This is a genomic window from Saccharothrix obliqua, from assembly GCF_019375475.1.
GTDB lineage: Bacteria > Actinomycetota > Actinomycetes > Mycobacteriales > Pseudonocardiaceae > Actinosynnema > Actinosynnema obliqua.
On the sequence record NZ_JAHXGQ010000018.1, the window covers coordinates 47,039 to 68,559 of the forward strand.

Annotated in this window: 22 protein-coding genes; 7 read left to right on the top strand and 15 right to left on the bottom strand. The window is 71.1% G+C overall.

All coding sequences use genetic code 11. The features are described from left to right. Positions 1–170: 170 nt before the first annotated feature. The 4 genes from KZQ38_RS37560 to KZQ38_RS34190 all read right to left on the bottom strand — a co-directional run bounded on the left by KZQ38_RS37560 (position 171) and on the right by KZQ38_RS34190 (position 7,215). Positions 171–2,783, bottom strand: coding sequence for a DUF4192 domain-containing protein (locus KZQ38_RS37560; protein ID WP_372452319.1), 2,613 nt, complete (start codon positions 2,781–2,783; stop codon positions 171–173). A gap of 449 nt (positions 2,784–3,232) precedes the next feature. Then, entirely contained in the window at positions 3,233–3,991 is a 759-nt protein-coding gene (locus KZQ38_RS34180) for a M23 family metallopeptidase (RefSeq protein WP_219448158.1), read from the bottom strand. 93 nt (positions 3,992–4,084) lie between these two features. After that, on the bottom strand, positions 4,085–5,932 hold the full coding sequence (locus KZQ38_RS34185; RefSeq protein ID WP_219448159.1) for a Xaa-Pro dipeptidyl-peptidase: 1,848 nt from the start codon (positions 5,930–5,932) through the stop codon (positions 4,085–4,087). A 101-nt stretch (positions 5,933–6,033) separates the two neighbouring features. Continuing rightward, a complete protein-coding gene (locus KZQ38_RS34190) occupies positions 6,034–7,215 on the bottom strand; it encodes an MFS transporter (protein ID WP_219448197.1) in 1,182 nt (393 codons plus the stop codon). Between the two features lie 84 nt (positions 7,216–7,299). Here KZQ38_RS34190 and KZQ38_RS34195 point away from each other — a divergent pair, with 84 nt between their 5' ends. Further along, a complete protein-coding gene (locus KZQ38_RS34195) occupies positions 7,300–8,166 on the top strand; it encodes a LysR family transcriptional regulator (RefSeq protein WP_219448160.1) in 867 nt (288 codons plus the stop codon). Beyond that, entirely contained in the window at positions 8,163–9,392 is a 1,230-nt protein-coding gene (locus tag KZQ38_RS34200; protein WP_219448161.1) for a family 4 glycosyl hydrolase, read from the top strand. Before KZQ38_RS34195 ends, KZQ38_RS34200 begins: the two co-directional genes overlap by 4 nt. On the opposite strand, the gene KZQ38_RS34205 is transcribed toward KZQ38_RS34200, so the two are convergent. Both KZQ38_RS34205 and KZQ38_RS34210 read right to left on the bottom strand, forming a co-directional pair. Further along, on the bottom strand, positions 9,380–10,012 hold the full coding sequence (locus KZQ38_RS34205) for an endonuclease V (RefSeq protein ID WP_219448162.1): 633 nt from the start codon (positions 10,010–10,012) through the stop codon (positions 9,380–9,382). The genes KZQ38_RS34200 and KZQ38_RS34205 overlap by 13 nt on opposite strands. Positions 10,013–10,031: 19 nt before the next feature. Next, the gene (locus KZQ38_RS34210) at positions 10,032–10,802 is read right to left on the bottom strand and encodes a heparin lyase I family protein (protein WP_308258731.1); all 771 of its coding nucleotides are present in this window, start codon (positions 10,800–10,802) and stop codon (positions 10,032–10,034) included. Between the two features lie 92 nt (positions 10,803–10,894). On the opposite strand from KZQ38_RS34210, the gene KZQ38_RS34215 reads away from it, so the two are divergent. Then, entirely contained in the window at positions 10,895–12,133 is a 1,239-nt protein-coding gene (locus KZQ38_RS34215; protein ID WP_219448164.1) for an MFS transporter, read from the top strand. 17 nt (positions 12,134–12,150) lie between these two features. Next, complete coding sequence (locus tag KZQ38_RS34220; protein ID WP_219448165.1) at positions 12,151–12,930, top strand: arylamine N-acetyltransferase family protein; 780 nt, start codon at positions 12,151–12,153, stop codon at positions 12,928–12,930. Here KZQ38_RS34220 and KZQ38_RS34225 read toward each other — a convergent pair. After that, a complete protein-coding gene (locus tag KZQ38_RS34225) occupies positions 12,914–13,585 on the bottom strand; it encodes a maleylpyruvate isomerase family mycothiol-dependent enzyme (protein ID WP_219448166.1) in 672 nt (223 codons plus the stop codon). The genes KZQ38_RS34220 and KZQ38_RS34225 overlap by 17 nt on opposite strands. 80 nt (positions 13,586–13,665) lie before the next feature. Here KZQ38_RS34225 and KZQ38_RS34230 point away from each other — a divergent pair, with 80 nt between their 5' ends. Then, entirely contained in the window at positions 13,666–14,193 is a 528-nt protein-coding gene (locus tag KZQ38_RS34230; protein WP_219448167.1) for an ABATE domain-containing protein, read from the top strand. Here the strand turns inward: KZQ38_RS34230 and KZQ38_RS34235 are convergent. The 4 genes from KZQ38_RS34235 to KZQ38_RS34250 form a co-directional block, all read right to left on the bottom strand. Then, positions 14,190–14,618: a CBS domain-containing protein gene (locus KZQ38_RS34235; protein ID WP_219448168.1), complete on the bottom strand. Its 429-nt coding sequence runs from the start codon at positions 14,616–14,618 to the stop codon at positions 14,190–14,192. The genes KZQ38_RS34230 and KZQ38_RS34235 overlap by 4 nt on opposite strands. A gap of 226 nt (positions 14,619–14,844) precedes the next feature. Further along, positions 14,845–15,036 carry a hypothetical protein gene (locus tag KZQ38_RS34240; protein ID WP_219448169.1) on the bottom strand — a complete coding sequence of 64 codons (192 nt, stop codon included), beginning with the start codon at positions 15,034–15,036 and terminating at the stop codon, positions 14,845–14,847. 34 nt (positions 15,037–15,070) lie between these two features. After that, positions 15,071–15,214, bottom strand: coding sequence for a hypothetical protein (locus KZQ38_RS34245; RefSeq protein WP_219448170.1), 144 nt, complete (start codon positions 15,212–15,214; stop codon positions 15,071–15,073). Positions 15,215–15,515: 301 nt separating this feature from the next. After that, a complete protein-coding gene (locus tag KZQ38_RS34250; protein WP_219448171.1) occupies positions 15,516–16,232 on the bottom strand; it encodes an EcsC family protein in 717 nt (238 codons plus the stop codon). 48 nt (positions 16,233–16,280) lie between these two features. On the opposite strand from KZQ38_RS34250, the gene KZQ38_RS34255 reads away from it, so the two are divergent. Further along, entirely contained in the window at positions 16,281–17,363 is a 1,083-nt protein-coding gene (locus tag KZQ38_RS34255) for an Rv2629 family ribosome hibernation factor (protein WP_219448172.1), read from the top strand. A gap of 54 nt (positions 17,364–17,417) precedes the next feature. Here KZQ38_RS34255 and KZQ38_RS34260 read toward each other — a convergent pair whose 3' ends face one another. From KZQ38_RS34260 to KZQ38_RS34275, 4 genes are all read right to left on the bottom strand, one after another. Then, a complete protein-coding gene (locus tag KZQ38_RS34260) occupies positions 17,418–18,269 on the bottom strand; it encodes an amino acid ABC transporter permease (protein ID WP_219448173.1) in 852 nt (283 codons plus the stop codon). Further along, positions 18,266–18,940 (bottom strand): amino acid ABC transporter permease, encoded by a 675-nt coding sequence (locus KZQ38_RS34265; RefSeq protein WP_219448174.1) that lies wholly within the window; start codon positions 18,938–18,940, stop codon positions 18,266–18,268. The genes KZQ38_RS34260 and KZQ38_RS34265 overlap by 4 nt, the downstream gene beginning before the upstream one ends. A 62-nt stretch (positions 18,941–19,002) precedes the next feature. Beyond that, positions 19,003–19,890 carry a glutamate ABC transporter substrate-binding protein gene (locus KZQ38_RS34270; protein ID WP_219448175.1) on the bottom strand — a complete coding sequence of 296 codons (888 nt, stop codon included), beginning with the start codon at positions 19,888–19,890 and terminating at the stop codon, positions 19,003–19,005. Positions 19,891–19,953: 63 nt separating this feature from the next. Next, positions 19,954–20,682: an amino acid ABC transporter ATP-binding protein gene (locus KZQ38_RS34275; RefSeq protein WP_219448198.1), complete on the bottom strand. Its 729-nt coding sequence runs from the start codon at positions 20,680–20,682 to the stop codon at positions 19,954–19,956. A 161-nt stretch (positions 20,683–20,843) separates the two neighbouring features. Here KZQ38_RS34275 and KZQ38_RS34280 point away from each other — a divergent pair, with 161 nt between their 5' ends. Further along, positions 20,844–21,521 (top strand): response regulator transcription factor, encoded by a 678-nt coding sequence (locus tag KZQ38_RS34280; RefSeq protein ID WP_219448176.1) that lies wholly within the window; start codon positions 20,844–20,846, stop codon positions 21,519–21,521.

Consider the following 21,521-nt stretch of genomic DNA (forward strand, 5'->3'; position numbering starts at 1 on the left):
GGCGCACCGGAGTGGGCGGGGTGCCACGGGGGCCGGTGGTGCTGCGAAGACGCTGATGAGCGTCGCGCTCGCGTGAGCTGAGGGGGTGGCGCGGGGCGGATCCGGCGGGCCGTGCGATGCGGCTGCAGCTTTGGCTGGCGGAGTTGGCGTGGGGCAGCGGGTGGAGCGGGCTAGGACGAGGGGTCGACCGGGGGCGGGTTGGCGCTGTCGTGTGTGCGGGGAGTGCTTCGCCGACAGCGGGTGGACGGGTCGGGCGGGTTCGCTGGATTTGTGGCGGCGCAAGGGTTTGCGGCGCCCGAGGGGCTGCACGTGATAGCGGCGGGCGGGAACACCGCTGTCCTGAAGGTGGCGAGTGGAGGTGAAGTGAAGAGGTCCCAGGCGGACTGCGGTTCGGAGGAGACGGGGTCGGCGGGCGGTGAAGTCGCGGTGTCGGCTGGGGGTGGCGGAGTGGGCGGTGGTGGGGCGGAGGTGTCGGGTGGGGCGGGCTTCGGTGTGGTGAGAGCGGCGGGTGGGGTGGTGGGGGCGGTCAGGGGCTGAGGAGTGACGGCGGGGGCAGGAAGCGGGACGGGTTCGACGGGCGGGGTGGGAGGTGGGGGCGTGGGAGTAGTGGGGGTAGGAGCGTCAGGCGGTGGAAGGGCAGAGGTACGAGTCGGAAGGGGCGGAACCGCGGGAGCTTGAGCGGCGGGAGGCGGAGGGGCAGGGATGGCAGGCGGAGACGCGGGAACGGCAGGGGTTGTAGCGACGGGAGGCGGAACGGCGGAGAGGGAAGGCGAAGTGGTGGGTACGGGAGTCGGAGGCATGGCAGCACTGGAAGTCCTTGTGGTGGAGGCAGGGGCGTCCGGCGGAGGGGCAGGAGTCGGAGGGGCAGGAGTCCGAGGGGCAGGAGTCGGAGGGGCGGGAGTCCGAGGGGCAGGAGTCGGAGGGGCGGGAGTCGGAGGGGCGGGAGTCGGAGCGGTGGTGCCGGGGTCAGCGGCGTGAGAGGTCGGGATGGGGGTCGGCGGCGTGGGCGCGGGTGAAGTCGGAGCGGTGGGGGCCGGGGCGGTGGATGCAGAGGTCTCGGCGGTGGGGTCGGAGGCAGAGGTGGAAACGGGAGCGTCCGGGTCCGAGACCGGGGCGGGGCCGGCGGGAGCGGGGGCGGAAGGTGCGGGGGTTGGGGCGGTTGGGGCCGGGGCGGGGGCCGGAGGCGTTGCGGCGATTGAAGTCGCGGGGGGCGAGGCGGAGGGCGGAGGGGCGGCAGCTGAGGCTTCGAGGGGCGGAGGCTCGGGGGTGGTTGGAGGCGGAGAGATTGGCAGCGGAGCGGTTGGGGGCGGGGTAGCGGGGGCTGGGGTCGGCGCGGCGGGGACGGGGTGCGGAGTGGAAGGGGTGGAAGGCAGGGGCGTGGGAGGCAGAGGCGCGGGGGTGGGGGCGAGGGTGGGTGAGGTGGGAGCGGGGGCGGGTGAGGGCGGGAGGTGAGCGGCGGGGGTTGATGAAGTGCGGGGTGGCCGGGCGGGCGGCTCAACGGGAGACGGTTCGGAGGGGAGCGGCTGGACGGGGAGCGGATGGGCGGGAGGTGCCTCGGTTGAGGGCGGCTCGGTGAGGGATCGTTCGGCGGGAGACGGGCGGGCCGGAGAGGGCTGGGTGGGAGAGGGCTGGGTGGGAGAGGGCTGGGTGGGAGAGGGCTGGGTGGGAGAGGGCTGGGTGGGAGAGGGCTGGGTGGGAGAGGGCTGGGTGGGAGAGGGCTGGGTGGGAGAGGGCTGGGTGGTGGCCGCAGGAGAGGTGGCTGTGGGAGGGGTGGGGAACCAGTCTGCGGTGGATGCTTTTTCGGCTAGGTTTCTTACCGTGGTGGGGGGCATGCCGCTTTCCAGTGCTGCTCGCAGGAGAACGGATAGGCGGTGGCCGGGCATTGCTTCTTCTGCTTGGTCCAGTGCCAGTAGGGCCAAGGCCCCGTCGCCTCTGACGTAGGCCGAGAACGCCAGTAGAGAGGCCGGCTCGGCTCGTTCCGGGGGTGGGGTGGCTCTGGTCAGTTCGGTCCACAGGCGTTCCGCGCCGCGGGCGTTTTCGCCTATCGATTCGGCCAGGCTCGCGTCTCTCACCAACAGGTCCGACAGGGCGAATGCCAGGTCCACGACTTCCTGATCCGTCAGGGGTCGGGTGCGGTGTTGGGCCGTGGCCACGTGCTCTCTCACCAGGGCGTGGTGGCGGGCCGCGGTGGCCGGGTCCGCGTAGTCGTGCGCCTCCGCCTCGGCCGCCGCCTTGTCCAGCAGGGCGGCCCGGCGCGTCAGGGCCGCGTCCGAGTCCGGGGCCAGGGTGGCGGCCAGGGCTTCACGGTCCCGGTGTGTCACCAGGCCGTGCGCGACGGCCTGCGCGGCCACGGCCGTGGCCATCGGGTCCGGGACTACGCCCTGGTCGACCAGGTCGTGGTAGCTGAGCCACGGTGCGCCCTTGGCTGTTGCCGACGTCCACGCCGCGTAGGCCACCGGGATGCCGACGTGGCTCAGGGACGCCTCCAACTCAGCCACCAGGCGCTCTCTGGGGAGGTGTTCGGGTGGGTCCCCGCTGCCGCCGCCGACCACCAGGGCAATCGTGTGCGCCTCGGGCCGGTCGCGCAGGGACAGGGCCAGTTCGTCGGCCGCGCGGCGGTCGTTGCGCGTGGGTGGCAGGTCCAGGCGCAGGGTCTGGGTGATGATTCCGCTTTCCAGCAGCAGCAGGATGAGGGAATCCTCGGGGTGGAAGCCGAGCAGGTACGGCAATGAGGCGATCACGTCGCCGGGCGTGCGGAGATGGCTGAGTTTGGCGGGAGTCATGGGTTGAGTTTGGGGCACGGGAGGAGAAATGCCAAGCGGATGAACCCGATCAGTTGATTCATTGGAGGTGGTCACACTTTTCGGGCATTTGTGTACGAAAAATGGAAAAGCCCCCTCCCCCGCCCTGGAAGAGCGAGAGAGGGAGCCATAGCCATCGAGAGGAGGTGCGTAGGAGAGCGGAAGGGAGCGTAGGAGCGAGCGGGAGAGCTGGAGCGAGCGCGAGAGCTGGAGCGAGCGCGAGAGGGAGTCGCAGGCGTGCGCGGAGGGTGAGGGAGGGGCGCGAGGGCGGAACGGGAGCGGGACCGCGCGGGAAGGGCGCAGGGGCGGGACCGCGCGGGAAGGGCGCGCTGGAGCGGGAGCAGGAAGGGGGCGGGAGCTGGAAGGCCGGAGGGGCGCGAGGGAGCGAAGGGCGCGAGGGGCAGGGAGCGGGACGTCCGCGAGAGCGGGAGTCAGCAGGCGGGGGCCACCTGGCCGTCGGAGCCGGTGTAGACGTACGCGTCCGACACGTAGCCCGAGCCGATGTTGTCCCACAGGTCGGTGGTGCCGTACTTGCCGGTGATGGTCTCGCCCTTGACCTGGCAGCGGATGGTCACCGAGGCTCCGCTCGCCACCGAGCCGACCGCCGACTTGCTGGTGGAGGGACCCGAGCGGATGGTTACCGGGGCTCCGCTGTCGGTTCCCACCGTGCCCGTGACGCCGGTGCCGCACGAGTTCTTGCTCGTGTAGCCGCGCGTGCCCCAGTAGTACGCCTGCACGCCGTTGAACTTGGCCTTCTGGTCGGCGCCGTTGAGCCGCTGCTCGTAGTGCAGGTGGGGTCCGGTCGACCCGCCGGTGGTGCCGACGTTGCCGATCAGCTGCCCGAGCTTCACCGCCTGCCCGACGCTCACCCGCTGCGCCGACAGGTGCGCGTACCGGGTCCGCCAGCCGCCGCCGTGGTCGATCTCGACCCACCGGCCGTAGCTGGTGGCGCCCTCGTTGGCGACCCTGGTCACGGTGCCCGCGGCGGACGCGACGACCGGGTCGCCGTCGTCGTTGGCGCGGTTGAAGTCGACCGAGTTGGCGGGGCTGTGGTTGGTCCGGGTCTGCCCCTCCCACACCTGGTTGCACGGGAACGGCAGCTGGAAGTTCGGCGCCGCCGCGGCCTCGCCCGGGGTGAGGGCGAGGCCGACCAGCGGCGCGACGAGGAGAGTCACCAGCACACGGCGCATCTGCAAGCCTCCTTGACGACTGGGTGTGCCGATCCGACCACGCGCAGCCGCCAAGTGGAATGCTTACCGGGTATTGAGTTGGTGAATTACTTCCTAACCAACCGAACGGCGCAGCGCGGGCACCCCGCCGACCACGGGGAGTTCCACCGTCGTCGACGTCAGGTCGATCGACAGGCCCGCACCGGGCTTGGGCCGCAGCGTGTAGTCGTAGTCGCTGGACAGCAGCACGAACTCCACCGAGTGCCCGGCGGGCACGACGTAGTCCTGCGGCTGCAAGTCGACCCGGAGCCGGTAGGTCTCACCGGGCTTGACCGGCTTGGTGCGGTCCAGGTCCGAGCGGTTCTGCGGGTCGGCCCAGCCGCGGGTGATCACGTGGCTCCGGCCGTCCGGCCCGCGGTCCACCAGCAACGCGGTCACGTTGGCGGCGGGCCGGTCGAACGAGATCGCCAGGTCGACGCTCGGCGTGCCGGACAACCGCAGCGGCGTCGTGGACGCACGGGTCGCGTAGGACAGCCGGTTGCCGGAACGGGGCAGGTCGACCAGGTCCTCCGCGAGCTTGGACGAGTCGTCGCGCAGCGACTCCACGACGGGGCGCCCCGGCACGGCGGACGACTGCAACGCGCCCTTGGCCGTACCGCCCGCCCACGGGTGCAGCTTCGCCTTCGACGTGCCGGGCGCGGGCCAGTCGGCCTCGTCCACCCACGTCTTCAGGTCCTCGCGCTGGATGGTCGACTTCGGCTCCTTCTCGATGCCGTTGTCCACGCCGTACAGGTAGTGGCTGAACCACCGGTTGATGGTGCGCCGCCACTCCGCCGACCGCAGCGTGTCCGGGTCGGTGTGGCCGGACTGGTGCAGCCAGATCTTGTGCTCGACGCCGTTGTTCCGCAGCGCCTCGTACCACTGCGCCACGTTCTTCGTCTTCACGTTCCAGTCGCTCAGCCCGTGCACGGCGAGCACGGCCGCGCGGACCTTCGACGCGTCCTTGACGTAGTTCCGCTCGTCCCAGAACGGGCTGTAGTCACCGGTGACGCGGTCCTGCTCGGCGGTGAGCGCGGCGAGCACGGGCTTGCAGATCTCCCGATCCGCCCGCGTGTGCACGTACTCGGCCAGCACGTCGACATCTTCGCCCTGGTACGTGCCGGGCGCGACCACGGCGCCGTTGGCGCGGTAGTAGTCGTACCAACTGGAGATGGCCGCGATCGGCACGATGGCTTCAAGCCCCTGCACACCCGTGGACGCCACGGCGTTCGGCAGGGTGCCGTTGTAGGACACGCCCATCATGCCGACCTTGCCCGTGGTCCACCCGGCCCGCACGGTCCGACCGGACGCGTCACGCGCGGTGGTGCGACCGTTGAGCCAGTCGATGACGGAACGGGAGCCGATGGTCTCGTTGCGACCGCCGGACGTGGGGCAGCCGGTGGACTTGCCGGTGCCAAGCGACTCCGCGTAGACCATGGCGAACCCGCGCGAGATGAAGTACGACTCGTAACGCGCGGAGGTGATGGGGCCGGCGTTGGGACCGACGGCCGCCGCGATGCGCTCGTCGGCCTGGGCCTTGAGCCGCGAGCCGTCGCGCTTGTCGTAGCCGCCGCGCCGGTTGGGGACGTACAGCTCGACGTCGACGTTGTGGTTGGCCACGTCGTTGCCGCCGGAGAAGTACGGGCTGTTGAAGAACACCACCGGCACCTTGAGGCCCCGGTCGGTGGCCGTCTGGCGGACCACCTCGGTGTAGACCTCGTCGTCCTTGCCGTCGCGGTCGCTGTCGACCGGCGCGCGGACCCAGAGGCTCTCCCGCACCACGTCCTTGGCGTTGAAGACGGGTTGCGCCTCGCCATCCTTGAACACCGGGCCTTCCGGCGCGGCCGAGGCCACCGCGGGCAGCACGCCCAGCGGCAGCGTTGCCAGAGCTGCCAGCACGGCGGCTCTCCGAACACCCTTCACGGCTGTTCCCCCATCATGCGCGGGACACGTCGATGCAGACCTTTCCCCCACCTCACGAGACGTGTCAAGGGGTCGCGCAGTCCACAGTGGACAGCACTCGACTACCGACGATCGACCCCTTGACCAGCGACGTCGAGTGTGCCGACCGGTGTCCGCGCGACCCGTCCGCCCACCAGGGCCACCACGAGCGCGCCCAGGGCCATCGCGGCGGCCACCCAGTTCGGCGCGGTGTAGCCGAACCCGGCGTCGATGACGGCTCCGCCCAGCCACGCGCCCGCCGCGTTGCCGAGGTTGAACGCCGCGATGTTCGCCGCCGACGCGAGCGCCGCCGCGCCTTCGGCCTGTTGGAGCACACGGCTCTGGAACGGCGCGACGGTCGCGGACCCGACCACGCCCAGCAGGGCGATCGTGACGGCTCCCAACAACTGGGATTGCGCGGTGAACACGAACACCACGAGCACGACCACCAACACGGCGAGGATGAGGTACATGCTCGACATCAGGCTGCGGTCCGCCGCACGGCCACCGAGCACGTTGCCCACGCACAGCCCGACCCCGAACAACACCAGCAGCCACGTCACCGCGCCCGGCGAGAAACCCGCCACCTCCGTCATCATCGGCGCGATGTAGGTGAACGAGGCGAACACCGCGCCGAACCCGAGCGCCGTGGTGCCCAACGCGAGCCACACGCCCGGACGTCGGAACACGGCCAGTTCGCCACGCAGACCACCGGACGCGGCCTGCGGTGGCACAAGGGCCACGATGCCGATCAACGCCAGCACGCCGAGCACGGTCACCGCCCAGAACGTGGAGCGCCAGCCGAACGACTGCCCGAGGGCCGTGCCCATCGGCACGCCCAGCACGTTGGCCAAGGTCAGCCCGGCGAACATGAGCGCGATGGCCCGCGCGCGGCGTTCCGGCGCGACCAGACCGGCGGCCACCACCGCGCCGACGCCGAAGAACGCGCCGTGGCACAACGCCGCCACGACCCGCCCGACCATCAGCAACGCGTAACCGTCCGCCACCGCGCACAGCAGGTTGCCGAGGATGAACAACGCCATGAGACCGATGAGCAACCGCTTGCGCGGCAGGCGCGAACCGCCGGCGGTGATCAGGGGCGCGCCGATGACGACGCTCAACGCGTAGCCGGACACGAGCAGCCCGGCCGAGGGGATGGACACGTCGAGGTCCGCCGCCACTTCGGGCAGCAGACCGACGATCACGAACTCCGTGGTGCCGATGGCGAACGCGCCGATGGCGAGTGCGACCAGCGAAAGGGGCATCAGGGGCGCCATGAAGTCGATCATCGGCGGTCCGGAGCCCATGAGTCCAAGGCATGTTTCTTAACCGCGCCATAAACTGCGTTCATGACCCTGCGGCAGTTCGAATACCTCGTGACGGTCGTCGACGAGGGCTCCTTCACCCGTGCCGCGGAACTCCTCCACGTGTCCCAACCCGCGCTGTCGCACCAGATCCGGGCACTCGAACGGAGCGTCGGCACACCGCTGCTGGACCGCCTCCCCCGCGCCGTGCGCCTCACCCCGGCGGGTCGCGCGTGGCTGCCGTTCGCCCGCGCCGCCCTCGCCGCCGCCGAACGCGCCACCACGGCGGCCCGCCGCGCGAGTGGCATGGAGTGCGGTGAGCTGCACGTGGCCACCGTGTACTCGCTGACGCTCGGCGCGTTGCCACCCCTGTTGCGCAAGTGGCGCGCACTGCACCCCGAGGTGCGCATCCGGCTGTACGAGCACCGGCACGTGGACGAGCTGCGGGAGGCCATGGCCACCGGCCAGGCGGACGTCGGGATCGGCCCGAAGCCGTTCGAGTGGTCGGGGTACTGCCGCCGGCTGGGCGTGGAGGAGTTCGTCCTGGTGCTGCCCGCCGGGACGGACCGGGAGGGACCGGTCGACCTGTGCGAGTTCGCCGACCAGGGCTGGGTGCTGCCCGCGCCGGGCAACGGGCTGGCGGACTTCGTGGCCGAGGTGTGCCGGGAGCGCGGGTTCCAGCCGTGGGCGGCGGTGCGCACCGAGCAGACCGCGACCGTGCCCGTGCTCGCGGCGGCCGGGCTGGGTCCCGCGCTGGTGCCCCGCAACGTGCTGCCGGAGACGTTCGACGGGGTGGCGCTGCGGACCGACCCGCCGGTGAGCCGCGTGCTGGCCGCGATCTCCGCGAAGGAGCCCGATCCGCTCGCCACGGCGTTCATCGAACTGCTCGAAGAGGCAGGATGGGGCACATGAGGCTGGTCATCCTGGGCGGTGGCGGGTTCCGCGTGCCGCTCGTGCACCGCGCGCTGGTCGCGGCCGGGTGGGTGGACGAACTCGTGCTGCACGACGTGGCCGCGGACCGCCTGGCCCGCATCCGGGACGTGCTGGTGGGCGGCCCGCGGGTGACCGCGACCACCGACCTGGACGAGGCGTTGCGCGGCGCGGACTTCGTGTTCTCCGCGATCCGGGTCGGCGGGCTCGCCGGGCGTGCCGCGGACGAGGGGATCGCGCACGCGCACGGCGTGCTCGGCCAGGAGACCGCGGGCGCGGGCGGTGTCGCGTACGGGTTGCGGACGGTGCCGGTCGCGCGGGACATCGCCCGTCGGATCGCCCGCCTCGCGCCGGAGGCGTGGACGGTGAACTTCACCAACCCGGCCGGGCTGGTGACCGAGGCGATGGCGGAGCACCTCGGGCCGCGGGTGATCGGCATCTGCGACTCGCCGGTGGGCCTCTGCCGACGCGTCGCGCACGCGCTCGGGCTCGATGCCGACGACGACGTCACCTTCGACTACTCGGGCCTCAACCACCTGGGCTGGTTGCAGGGCGTGCACCGGGACGGGGAGGACCTGCTCCCCCGCCTGCTGGCCGACCCCGAAGCGCTGGGGTCGTTCGAGGAGGGCCGGTTGTTCGGCGTGGAGTGGTTGCAGGCGTTGGGTGCTATCCCCAACGAGTACCTGCACTACTACTACGACACCCGTGAAGCGCTCGGTGACGACCGCGGCGCGTTCCTGCTGCGTCAGCAGCAGCGGTTCTACGACGGCGAGGCCGACTGGGAGTCCACGCGCCTGGAGCGCGAGGCGACCTACATGAAGCAGGAACGCGACTCACTGGACGGCGGCGGGTACGAGCACGTCGCGCTCCGGCTCATGCACGCCATCGCCTTCGACACGCGCGAAACGCTGATCCTCAACGTGCGCAACGGCTCCACGCTGTCCTGTGTGGACGCCGACGCCGTCGTGGAGGTGCCGTGCGAGGTCGACGGCGGTGGCGCGCGCCCGATCGCCGGCCGCCCGCTGCCCGATCACGCGGCGGGACTCGTCATGTCCGTGAAGGCCGTGGAACGGCTGGTGCTCGCGGGCACGCGGGCCGCCGCGCTCAAGGCGTTCGCGCTGCACCCGCTGGTCGACTCGGTGTCCACCGCGCGGAGCCTGCTGGACGCGTACGTGGCCCGGCACCCGGAGCTGGCCTACCTGAGCTGAGCGCGGCCGAGCGCGTCGGCACGACGGGTCGTCTCCGGGAGCCGGGTCACGCACAACCGCAGCACCTCGGCACACGCGCGATCAAGGTCGATGCGGTGCCCCACGGACACGAACACCGGCTTCACGCCGTCACGCGTCCGCAACGCGCGCCCGACCACCTCACCGTCCTGCACGAGGTCCGTGGACGAACCACGGACCTCGGCGGGCGGGTCGAACCGGCCCATCGGCGTCTTCGCCACGCCGATGCTGGGCAGGTCGACCTCCACCCCGAGGTGGCAGGCCAACCCGAACCGCCGGGGGTGCGCCAGGCCCTGCCCGTCGCACACCAGCAGGTCCGGGGTGACGGTGAGCCGCTCCAGCGCGCGCAGCAGCGGCGGCAGCTCGCGGAACGCGAACAGCCCCGGCAGGTAGGGGAACTCGGCACGACCGGGCACCACGGCCGAGTCGACGGTCTCCAGCGTGTCGGCGTCCAGCACCACCACCGCGCCGGCCAGGCGGTCGTCGTCGGCGTAGGACACGTCCAGCCCCGCCACGTGCCGCACCACCAGGCCCGGGTCGGTCGCGGTGCGCACCAGCGGGCGCAGCCGCTCCTGCTCGGCCACCGCTTCCTCGGGCGTCACCGCGGACCACCAGCGATCATCAGGCCAACTTATACGCCTTCAGGTCGCGCAGGAGCAGGTAGCAGTCCTGGAGCGCACCGGAGGTGTCGCCGAGCGAGCGGTAGATGCCCCACTTGGGGCGCAGCCGGTCGCCGAGCCAGGTGTCCACGCCCGACTTCGCCTTGTCCAGCACGGTGGTCCCATCCGCGCGGACGACCCAGCGGACGCGACCGGCCCGGCCGTCGCCGACCTTGATCTCCACCTCGGTGTCGATCCACCGGTCGTGCAGCGGGGCGAGGTCCGTCGCGCCCACCAGCACGTCGCCCTCGAACACCTTGAACTCGATCGTCTGCACGCCTCCCGTGCGGCGCAACGACATCACCGTGACCGGTGATGTGCCCTTGCCCGGCATCTTGGTCTGCATGATGTGCGTGAAGGTCTTGGTCGCCTTGAGGCTCGACGGGATGAACATGGAGTAGGCGAACTTCCACGTCTCGCCCTCGCGCAGCACGACGTTCGCGCCACCGGACCTCATGCCCGCGACCTCGTTGCGCTGCCGGTCGGTGTGCGTGTCGCGGTCACGGGTGTGCATGTCGAACCGGTAGTCCGAACCACGCACGTAGATGTGCTTGACGCCGGGATGCGAGCCCGCGCGGTCGTCTTCCACGCTCTCGAACGCGCCCAGACCGTCCTCGGACGCCCGTGGGTGCCACTTCAACTGCCACGCCGCCGCGGTGGCGGGTGCGGCCCCGGCCAGGAGCAACGGCGCTGCCGCCACCCCTGCCAGCACTGTTCGGCGGTTCGGCGCCACGTCGCGCTCCTCCCAGTTATTGGGCAAGAGTCTTTACCAAATAATCAGACCACCGGGCCCGCGGGCTGTCAACGGTGCGTCAGGATCGGACCATGACCCACGCGTTCGCCAGGTTCTGGGCCGCCGACACGGTGTCGTTGGTCGGCACGCACGTCACGACGCTCGCGCTCGGCGTGCTGGCCATGGGCGAGTTGGGCGCGTCCTCCGCCGAACTGGGGCTGATCCAGGCCGCGCCGTGGGTGCCGTACCTGCTGTTCGGGTTGTTGGCGGGCGTGTTGGTGGACCGGGTGCGCCGACGGCCGGTGTTGATCGGCGCGGACCTGGCGCGGTCGGCGGTGCTGGGCATGATCCCCCTGCTGCACGTGGCCGGCGTGCTGTCCGTGCCGGTGCTGGTGGGGTTGATGGCGGTGTTCGGGACGTTGTCGCTGGCATACGACGCGGCACACCAGTCGTTCCTGCCGCGCCTCGTCCCGGCGAGCGGCCTGACGCGTGCCAACGCCCGCATGGAGCAGACCAGGGCCACGGCGCAGAGCGTCGGACCGATGGTCGCGGGGTGGCTCACCAAGGCCGTCGGCGCGCCGTTCGCGATCGTCGTGGACGCCGTGTCGTACCTGCTGTCGGCGTTGATCCTGACCACGGTCCGGGTCGCCGAGCCGGTTCCGCGGTCGGCCTCCCGCGACCTCTGGGGCGAACTCCGTTCCGGGCTCGCGTGGGTCTACCGCCACCCCGTGTTGTCGCCGCTCGCACTCACGTCGCACACGTGGTTCTTGTTCAACAGCATGGTCACGCCCGTGTTCGCGTTCCTCATGTACCGGGAACTGGGCTTCGACGAGTTCCAGATGGGCCTGGTATTCGCGTTCGGCGGCGTGGGCAGCGTGGTCGGCGCGTCGCTGTCGACGCGTGCCGCGGAGCGGTTCGGCCCCGGCGCGATCATCGTGCTCGGCCGGTGGCTGACACCTGCCGCGTACGCGTTGGTGCCGTTCTCGTCGCACGGCGCCACCGGCCTCGTGCTGCTGTGCGCGGCCCAGTTCACGTGGGGTTTCGGCGTCGGCATCGACGGCCCGCCGGAGATGGGTTACCGGCAGGCCGTGACACCCGACCACCTCCAGGGCCGCATGAACGCCACCATCCGGTCGGTGAACCGGGGCATGATCGTGCTCGGCGCACCGCTGGGCGGTGCGCTGGCGGCCGTCACCTCGACCCGCACCGCGGTCTGGGTCGCCGTGGCGGGACTGCTCGCGCAGGCCGCCGCGATCACCCTCTCCCCCGTGCGGCGGGCGCGGCAGCCCGAAGTAGCGCTGGGCACAGAGCCACCCGCGGCCGCACCGTGAGCTGACATCCTGGGCGGGTGTGGAACGGTGAACAGCTCGACCTCGACGCCTACCTGAAGCGGATCGACTTCCGGATCGATCCCGCCGCCGACGCGGCGACCACCCTGCGCGGGCTGCACCGGGCGCACCTCGCGGCCATCTCGTTCGAGAACGCCGACATCGGGTCGGGCGTGCCGATCGCGCTGGACGTGCCGTCGCTCCAGGAGAAGATGGTGCGGCACCGGCGCGGCGGCTACTGCTTCGAGCAGAACCTGTTGTTCGCGGCCGTGCTGGAACGGCTGGGGCACGAGGTGACCGGCCTCGCGGCGCGGGTGCTGCTGGGCAGGCGGGGCGACGTGCCACGCACCCACGCCCTGCTGCGCGTCGACCGCAAGTGGTTGGTGGACGTGGGTTTCGGCGGCGGTGGGCTGCTGACCCCGCTGCCGCTCACGCGGGGCGCGTTCGAGCAGCAGGGCGACTGGACGTTCCGGCTCGACCTGGAGGACGGCGGCGTGTGGACGTTGCGGTCGTTCCAGGGCGGCGACTGGGTGGCGCTGTACGACTTCACCGAGGACCCCCGCACGCCCGCCGACTACGCCATCCTCAGCTACTACCTGTCCACCCACCCGGACAGCGCGTTCGTCGGCAGGCTGCTGGTGCAGCGCACCGACGAACGCGCCCGCTACGCGCTCGCGGACGACCAGCTCACCGTCGCCACGCCGAACGGTGAAACGCACAAGCGCACCCTGTCACCCGGGGAACTGGCCGCCGCGCTGAGCGACGACTTCGGGCTGGACCTGCCTACGGCCACGGGTTGAGCGCGGGCCGCTCGCCGGTCACCGTGCCCCTGGGCTCGCGACCGGCGAGCCAGGCCACCAGGTCGTTCCGCTCGCCACGCAGCTCCACCGGGTCACCGGACCCGATCGTCCACTCGCGACCGTCGTCGGTGGACGCCAGCGTGAGCCGCACGCCGTCGGGCACGCGTGGCGTCAGGAACTCCACGGCGTGCTCGCAGAACTCGGCCGACCACGCCGCGTCGGCCAGGTCCAGGTCGAAGGTGTGGATCTCCACCTCCCGCCAGAGCGCGAACACGGTGTCCCGCAGCACGCCGTCGCGGTGGGCGACCCGCGAGTCCCAGTTCCGCACGCCGTTCCACGCCGCGGTCAGCCGGGTGACGGCGGCCTCGATCGCGGCGCGGTGCTCGGCGGCCGTGCGCCCCGCCTCGGCCTCGATCGCCGCGTTCCGCGCGGGCCGCCCGCCGGGGTAGACCTCGATCAGCTCGCCCTCGTGCTCGGCCTGCCGCGCCAGGGCGGCGGTGACGTTCGCGAGGTGCGCCAGCACGTGGCCGCGGGTCCAGTCGGGCAGCAGCGACGGCTCGCCGACCTGCGCGTCGGTCAACCCCTCGATGACCGCGCCGAGTCGGCGATGCGCGTCGTACACGGCCTCGACCGGTGCGGCGTTGGTGGTGGTCACAGGTCCCCCTAATGCGTCATGTGGCTGATGGCATTAGGAACTTAGCGGTTGGTCATGGGTAAGTCCATTAGGATGCGGGGATGAACCGGGCGCTGGAGTTCGCGAGCACGGTCCGCCACGACGGCCACGGCGGACTGGCGGACGACCTGGCCACGGTCGAGGGCTTCGCCGCGTGGTCGGGCGTCGACGCGCCGACCGAGGAACTGCGGCTGCGGACCGTGGAGCTGCGGTGGGCGGCGCGGTCGTTGTTCGCACGGGTCACGGGCGCGGGCGAACGCATGGACGCGCCTCACCTCATGCCGCTCGACGAGGCGCTGCGGGTGGTCAACGCCGCGGCGGCGGCCGTGCCGCGTGCCGTGCGGCTGGAGTGGGAGCCGCCCCGCCTGCGCCACGTGGACCGGGCGACCGAGGGCGAACGGCTGCTGGCCGGACTGGCCACGGACGTCATCGTGTTCCTGGCGGGCGAGGAACGCGCCGGGCTGCGCGCGTGCCCCGCGCCCCGGTGCATCAGGTACTTCGTCAAGGCGCACCCGCAGCAGCAGTGGTGCAAACCGGCGTGCGGCAACCGCGCGCGGGTGAACCGGCACTACCACAGGGCACGCGACTAGCCCTGGGCGATGTAGGCCGTGAGCTGGTCGTGACCCTCCTCCAGTTGGCTGATGCGGCTCTTCACGACGTCGCCGATGCTCACGATGCCGACAAGCGCGCCGTCGTCCACCACAGGCACGTGCCGGATGCGTCGTTCGGTCATCAGCACCGTCAGGCCGTCCACGGTGTCCTTGGGGGAACACGTGAACACCTCGGTGGTCATGATCTCGGCGACCGGTGCTTCGAGCAGCGCGCCACCGCGGTCACACAGGCGGCGGACGACGTCCCGCTCCGACACGATCCCGACGATGCCGGCGTCGCCGAGCACCACCATCGCGCCGACGTTGTGCTCCGCCAGCGCCGCCACCAGTTCCGCCACCGAGGCGCCCGCCCCGACCGCCGCCACGGCCGATCCCTTGCTCCGCAACACGTCGGCGATCCGCATGGCGCCTCCCTGGGCCGGGAAAGGTGCTGGTCCCAGCAGGCTACGACGCGGCAACGCACACCAAAAGCCTCTGTGCCCGAACAGCCGCGTTTGTCCCACTGATGCCGCAACGCACCACCTGAACAGCGGAAAACGCACCGCCGACACCCCCTCGGGGATGTCGGCGGTGCGGGGAGCGCGGCGTGGCGCGAGCGCGGACGCCCGGCGGAACCACGCCGCGCGGGGCTCAGCCGCCGGTGCGGCGGAACACCCGGCGCCCGACGAAGTTCGCCTGGTGCGGCCGGCCGGGCGTCTTGTCGACGCCCTGGTGCTTGCCCCCGTGCCCGCGCCGCTCGCGGCGGTTGGGCACGACGGCGGGTGCGTCCACGGCCTGCTCCGGCTGCTCGCCGTCGTCCGGGGTGTTCTTCTCGTCGATCATCGGAATGCCTCCTGAGGAATGGCGAAGTCGCTGGTCAGCGACGTCGCATGGCGTACTGGCGCGGGTTGACGACGACGCGGCCGTTCGTGTGGCGCGGCTGGACCGCGCCCTTGCCGCGGCGGGACCGCCGGTTGCCGGGCTGGTCGTCGCCGTGTTGATCGGTGCGCATGGTGGGCATACGTCCGCCTCCCTGGGTGAATCGAGGCGTGCAAAGGCATACGACCCCGCAGAGGAAGAAGGGTCGTCAAAAGAGCCGCTAAGGCCACCAGGAGAAGAGCGCTCGGCACCGGCTCAAGCCGGGTGCGGCGCGGAGGAGGAAGAATCCTCAGGAGTAGATCTGGAAGAACATGACACAGACCGTAGCGTGCGGCGGAGTGCTTGCCAAGTGCTTTTTCCGGCGACGGTGATCACTCCCTCCACATAGGACGATCAGATCGCTGTGTCCGTCCACAGTGGAACACCGATGGGCCGAACGCGCGTTACTCGACGACCTCGCCGACGACCTCGCCGTCGATGACGTCCGGGTCCACCACACGCCCCTCCACGACGTCCGGCACCTCCGGCCGGCCCGCGAAGAAGCGGCGCGCGAAACCACCGACCGCGCGGGTCGTGACGGCGTCGAACGAACCGCCGATCACGCCACCCACCAGCGGCACGCCCTTGGCCAGCGTGATGCCCGCCCTGGCGGTCCCGTACTTCGCCACCAGCGTGAACCCGACGCGCTTGTTCAGCTCGCGGATGAGCTGTGCGGGAATGCGCTCGATCAGGCTCATGGTGAGCTTCGCGCCCGCCCTGATGCCCGCCTTCTTCACCAGCTCGGCGCCCGCGTTGCCGAGCAGGCACACCAGGATCGCCGTGCGCACCCGCTCGCTGTCCAGGTCGTGCCCGTGGACGGCGGCGATCGAGGCGATCAGGTGGGTCTGCACCAGGTAGGCGGCGGCCACGTTCGCGGGCAGGGTCACCGGCAGCGTGATGAGCCCGCCGACGTTCATCGCGAAACCCTGCACGCCCGCCGCCGCGACGTGCGCGCGGATCAGGGCGCGCACCGCCTCGTCCCGGGTCATGCCCCGGTCCAGCAGGTCGGACGCCATCCGCGCCGCGCCCTTGAACGGCCCGAAGCCGTCGATGCCGACCCGCAGCAGGTGCTCCACCGCGCCCTGCTGCGCCTTCATCAGCGCGCCCGCGTCCTCCGCCACACCCGCGAGGTTACGCCGCGATCGAGCGGGTAGCCGTGGTCCATGGACATGTCAGCCTTGGAAGAGCTGGTCCGGGAGCCCGGCCCCTTCGCCACCGTGTACCTGGACGCCTCGCACGACACGGAGGACGCGGCCAAGGCGCTGGAACTGCGCTGGCGCGGCCTGCGCGCCGAGCTGGAGCAGCAGGGCGCGGACGCCGCCACGCTGGACGCGATCGGCACCGCCCTCGGCGAACCCGTCGTCGGCAAGGGCGGCCGGGCCGTCGTCGCCGCGGCCGGCCGGCTGCTGCTGGACGAGGCGCTGCCCCGACCGCCCGCCGTCGACAGCGCCCGCTGGTCACGCCTGCCGCACCTGCTGCCGCTGGCGAAGCTGCTGCCGCCCACCGTGCCGCACGTCGTGGTCGTCGCCGACCGCGCGGGCGCCGACCTGCACGGGTACGGCGAGCAGGGCGAGGTCACCGCGGAGGTGCGTGGCCGGACGCACCCGCTGCACAAGATCCGCGGCGGCGGCTGGGCGCACCGGCGCATCCAGAACACCGTCGAGGAGACCGCCCAGCGCAACGCGGCACGCGTCGCCGAGGAGGCCGACCGCCTGGTCGCCGACCTGGGCGCGCGGCTGCTGGTGCTCGGCGGCGAGGTCCAGGCCCGCGCCGCGGTGCGCCGCGAGCTGGGTCCGCGCGCGCAGGAGGTGCTGGTCGAGGTCGAGGGCGGCAGCCTCGGCGAGGGCGCGGACGACGAGGCGTTCGACGCCGCCGTGCGCTCGGTGGTCGCGCAGCACCAGTACGGCGAGGAGCACGACGTGGTCACCGCGTTCACCGCCGAGTCCGGCCGTGACCAGGGCCTCGCCGTGCAGGGCATGGAGCGGGTCGTGGCGGCGCTGCGCGAGGCGAACGTGGACGCCCTGCTGGTCGCCGACCGGGCGCTGGACGAGCGCACCGTGTGGGCGGGCGACGACCCCGCGCAGGTGGCCGTGCGCCCCGCCGACCTGAAGGCGTTCGGCGTCTCGGACATCGCCGAGCAGCCCGCCGACGAGGCGCTGGCGAGCGCGGCCACGGCGATCGGCGCGCGGGTCGTGTTCGCCGACGAGGTGGAGCTGTGGGAGGGCGTCGGAGCACTGCTCCGGCACACCTGACCAGTGCGAAAGGGGGGCGCCCGATCGGGCGCCCCCCTTTTTTGCCGCGGTACCTCAGGCCGACGCGGCGACCGCGTCCTCCGCCGGCTTCTCCGCTTCCGGCAGGACCTTCTTGTTCCGCCGGTTCCGCTTCTGGAGGTAGTGCGCGAACCACGTCAGCAGCAGGCACATCGCGATGTAGATCGCGGCGACCACGATCGTGATCGGCACCAGCGGCCGGCCGAACTCGAAGCTGCCGCCCAGGTAACGCGCCTGGTAGAGCAGTTCCTCGTAGGTGATGAGGAAGCCCAGCGCGCTGTCCTTCAGCAGCACCACGAGCTGGCTGATGATCGCCGGCAGCATCGCGCGCACCGCCTGCGGCAGCAGCACGAACATCATCACCTGCGTCTTGCGCATACCCACCGCGTACGCGGCCTCGCTCTGGCCACGCGGCAGCGACAGCACACCCGCGCGGAACACCTCGGCGAGCACCGAGCCGTTGTAGAGCGTCAGGCCGAGCACCACCGAGTAGAACGGCGTGCCCAGGCCGATGCCGTAGTGGAAGATGAAGATCATCACGACCAGCGGCACGGCGCGGAACAGCTCCACGACCACCAGCGACGGCACCCGGATGATCCGGTGGTCCGAGAGCTGGCCCGCCGCGAAGACCGCGCCGAACACCATCGCCAGCACGGCGCCGACCGCGAACGCGCGGACGGTGTTCCACAACGCGTCCAGCAGCTTCAGCTGGACGTACTCGTACTGGATCCAACCCCACTTCTGCGCCTCGAACTGGCCGCTCTCCGCGAACCGGTAGACGATGAAGCCGAGCAGCGCGACCAGGGCCACGACCCCGACCACCCCGTACAGGCGGTAACGCAGCCGGGCCCGCGGGCCCGGCACGTCGAACAGGACCGAGGCGCTCATCGGGCGATGCTCCAGCGCTTCTCCAGGCTGCGTTGCAGCAGGGACATGGGGATCACGAGGATGACGAAGAACAACGCCACCCAGAGCAGGCCGATGAGCTGGCTGTCACCGCGCTCGGCCAGGTTCAGGCTGATCGCGCCCGCCTGGAACACCGAGAAGCCGGACGCGATCGTGGTGTTCTTCAGCAACGCGATCATGGTGCTCACCATGGGCGGCACCACGGCGCGGGTCGCCTGCGGCAGCACGACGTAGCCGAGCATCTGCCCGAACGTCAGGCCCAGGGCGCGGGACGCCTCCGCCTGACCGACCGGCACCGTGTTGATGCCCGCGCGGACCACCTCGCACACGAACGCCGACGTGTAGAGGATCAACGCGATCAGCGCCGCGGTGAAGTAGTACCGGGAGGCGGAGCCGCCGAAGGTCGACGCGTCCACGATCTTCAGCAGCGGGAACGCGAACGTGAAGAAGAAGAACACCAGCGTGAGCGGCGTGTTGCGCAGCAACGTCACGTAGGCGGTCCCCGCGGCGCGGAACACCGGCACCGGTGCGACCCGCAGCATCGCGAGCAGCGTGCCGAGCACCAGCGACCCGATCGCGGAGATCAGGAACAGCTCGATGGTGTCACGGAACCCCGGTCCGTACAGGTCGAGATTGTCGAGCAGGACGTCCATCGTCTTCCTCGGCTAGTGGGGGGTGGTGGCCGTCCCCGCGCGGGGACGGCCACCGGTTGCTGTCAGTACCGCTCGATGACCGGCTTCTCCGCCGGCGAGCCCGACTTGCCGAGGGTGGCGTCGTAGATCTTCTTCCAGCCGTCGCCCTGGATGGCCTCCTCCAGGATGTCGTTCATCTTGTCCCGCAGCGCCTTGTCGTCCTTGGCCAGGCCGATGCCGTAGGGCTCCTTGGAGAAGGTCTTGCCGACGACCTTGAACAGGTCGGGCTGCTGCGCCGCGTAGCCCTTGAGGATCGCGTCGTCGGTGGTGACGGCGTGGATCGCGCCCTGCTCCAGCTGCTGCACGCACTGCGAGTAGTTCTGGAGTTCGACGATGTTCGACGACTCGGTCAGGTTGTCGCTCTTGACCTTCTGGATCGGCGTGGAGCCGGTGACCGAGCAGACCTTCTTGCCCTTCAGGGACTCCGGGCCGGTGATCGAGTCGTCCGACTTCTTCACCAGCAGGTCCTGACCGGCGGTGAAGTACGGGCCGGCGAAGGAGATCTGCTGCTTGCGCTTGTCGTTGATGGTGTACGTGCCGACGTAGTAGTCGATGTCACCGTTGATGATCGCCTGCTCGCGGCCGGCGGAGGCGATCGCCTTGTACTCGATCTTGTCGTCGCCGAAGCCGAGCTTCGCGGCGATCAGCTTCGCGATCTCGACGTCGAAACCGCTGTACTTGCCGCTCGTCGGGTCCTTGTAGCCGAGGTTCGGCTGGTCCTCCTTGACGCCGATCACCACCTTGCCGCGCTTGGTGATGTTCTCGAACGTCTTGGAGCCGTCCACCTTGACGTCCGTCGCGACCTGCTGCGTCGGACCAGAGGCCGACTCACCGGGCGTCCCCTCCTTGCCGCACGCGGTCAGGGCGAGGCCGCCCGCCAGCAGCACCACCGCAAGGGTGCGCACCCTCATAGTCGTTCTCCTGCTCTGTTTCGGGGTCTGGCGGCGCCAGGTGAGCGCCGCGGACACGGGACTTCAGTGGGTCAGGATCTTGCCGAGGAAGTCCTTCGCGCGGTTGGACTTCGGCGCCGAGAAGAAGTCCTCCGGCGTCGAGTCCTCGACGATCTCGCCGTCCGCCATGAACACCACCCGGTCGGCGGCCTTGCGGGCGAAGCCCATCTCGTGGGTGACCACCAGCATGGTCATGCCCTCCTTGGCCAGGGTGGTCATGACGTCCAGCACCTCCTGGACCATCTCGGGGTCCAGCGCGGAGGTCGGCTCGTCGAACAGCATCACCTTGGGGCGCATCGCCAACGCGCGGGCGATCGCCGCCCGCTGCTGCTGCCCGCCCGACAGCTGGGCGGGGTACTTCTCCGCCTGGTTCGCGATGCCGACCCGCTCCAGCAGCTCCATGGCCGTCTTGCGGGCCTGCGCCGCCGGCGTCTTGCGGACCTTCACCGGCGCGAGCATCACGTTGTCCACGATGCTCTTGTGGGCGAACAGGTTGAACGACTGGAAGACCATGCCCACGTCCGCGCGCAGCCGCGCCAGGTCCCGGCCCTCGGTCGGCAGCGGCTGGCCGTCGACCTCGATCGAGCCCTTGTCGACCGGCTCCAGCCGGTTGATCGTGCGGCACAGCGTGGACTTGCCGGAACCGGACGGCCCCAGCACCACGACGACCTGGCCCTTCGGCACCTCCAGCGAAACGTCCTTGAGGACGTGCAGGGGCCCGAAGAACTTGTCCACGCCCGCCATCCGGATCATCGGCGGAGCAGGTGTGGGGCCGGTCATCAGATCCTCCAGTGGGGGTTCCTGAGCGTTGGCGGAAACCTAGGTGTGCGTCACCACACCAGTCCAGGCGGTTGAGCAAGACTTAGGGTCTCAACTCTGTCACAGGCAGGCGACAATAACTCGGGAGGACGTCGGTGCGCGTGCTGTTGGTCGAAGACGACGACCGGGTCGCGGAAGCGCTGGTCCCGGCGCTGACCCGGCGTGGTTTCACAGTAGACCGGCAAGCCACCGGACGGGGGACGCTCGATCGGCTGGCCGGGGTGGACGTGGTGCTCCTCGACCTCGGGCTGCCGGATATCGACGGAGTGACCCTGTGCCGCAACATCCGGGCCGCCAGCGACGTCGCGATCATCGTCGTGTCCGCGCGCGGCGAGATCGACGACCGCATCCTGGGCCTGCACGCCGGCGCGGACGACTACCTGGTCAAGCCGTACGACGTGGGCGAGCTGGTCGCCCGCGTGCACGCGGTGCGCAGGCGGCGCGGCGACCCGGTGGGCGTCGGCGGCACGGGCACCGAGGTGTTCGAGGCCGGTGACGTGCGCGTCGACCTCGCGCGGCACGAGGTCACCGTGGCCGGTCGACCGGTGGCGTTGGCGCGCAAGGAGTTCCAGGTGCTCGCGCTGGTCATGGCGGCGGGCGGCGCCGTGTGCACGCGTGAGCGCATCCTGGCCGAGGTGTGGGGCCGCACGTGGTCGGGCGCGAACCGGACGCTCGACGTGCACGTGGCGACGCTGCGGACCAAGCTCGGGCGGCCCTCGCTGCTGGAGACCGTGCGCGGCGTCGGCTACCGGCTCGGCGCGAGCGGGACCTGA

Coding starts and splice junctions, on each gene's coding strand:
- KZQ38_RS34195 (WP_219448160.1), top strand. CDS start 7,300: ATGACCCTGCGGCAGTTCGAATACCTCGTGACGGTCGTCGACGAGGGC.
- KZQ38_RS34265 (WP_219448174.1), bottom strand. CDS start 18,940: ATGGACGTCCTGCTCGACAATCTCGACCTGTACGGACCGGGGTTCCGT.
- KZQ38_RS34215 (WP_219448164.1), top strand. CDS start 10,895: ATGACCCACGCGTTCGCCAGGTTCTGGGCCGCCGACACGGTGTCGTTG.
- KZQ38_RS34245 (WP_219448170.1), bottom strand. CDS start 15,214: ATGCCCACCATGCGCACCGATCAACACGGCGACGACCAGCCCGGCAAC.
- KZQ38_RS34255 (WP_219448172.1), top strand. CDS start 16,281: ATGTCAGCCTTGGAAGAGCTGGTCCGGGAGCCCGGCCCCTTCGCCACC.
- KZQ38_RS34180 (WP_219448158.1), bottom strand. CDS start 3,991: ATGCGCCGTGTGCTGGTGACTCTCCTCGTCGCGCCGCTGGTCGGCCTC.
- KZQ38_RS37560 (WP_372452319.1), bottom strand. CDS start 2,783: ATGACTCCCGCCAAACTCAGCCATCTCCGCACGCCCGGCGACGTGATC.
- KZQ38_RS34260 (WP_219448173.1), bottom strand. CDS start 18,269: ATGAGCGCCTCGGTCCTGTTCGACGTGCCGGGCCCGCGGGCCCGGCTG.
- KZQ38_RS34235 (WP_219448168.1), bottom strand. CDS start 14,618: ATGCGGATCGCCGACGTGTTGCGGAGCAAGGGATCGGCCGTGGCGGCG.
- KZQ38_RS34190 (WP_219448197.1), bottom strand. CDS start 7,215: ATGCCCCTTTCGCTGGTCGCACTCGCCATCGGCGCGTTCGCCATCGGC.
- KZQ38_RS34240 (WP_219448169.1), bottom strand. CDS start 15,036: ATGATCGACGAGAAGAACACCCCGGACGACGGCGAGCAGCCGGAGCAG.
- KZQ38_RS34270 (WP_219448175.1), bottom strand. CDS start 19,890: ATGAGGGTGCGCACCCTTGCGGTGGTGCTGCTGGCGGGCGGCCTCGCC.
- KZQ38_RS34275 (WP_219448198.1), bottom strand. CDS start 20,682: ATGATCCGGATGGCGGGCGTGGACAAGTTCTTCGGGCCCCTGCACGTC.
- KZQ38_RS34200 (WP_219448161.1), top strand. CDS start 8,163: ATGAGGCTGGTCATCCTGGGCGGTGGCGGGTTCCGCGTGCCGCTCGTG.
- KZQ38_RS34230 (WP_219448167.1), top strand. CDS start 13,666: ATGAACCGGGCGCTGGAGTTCGCGAGCACGGTCCGCCACGACGGCCAC.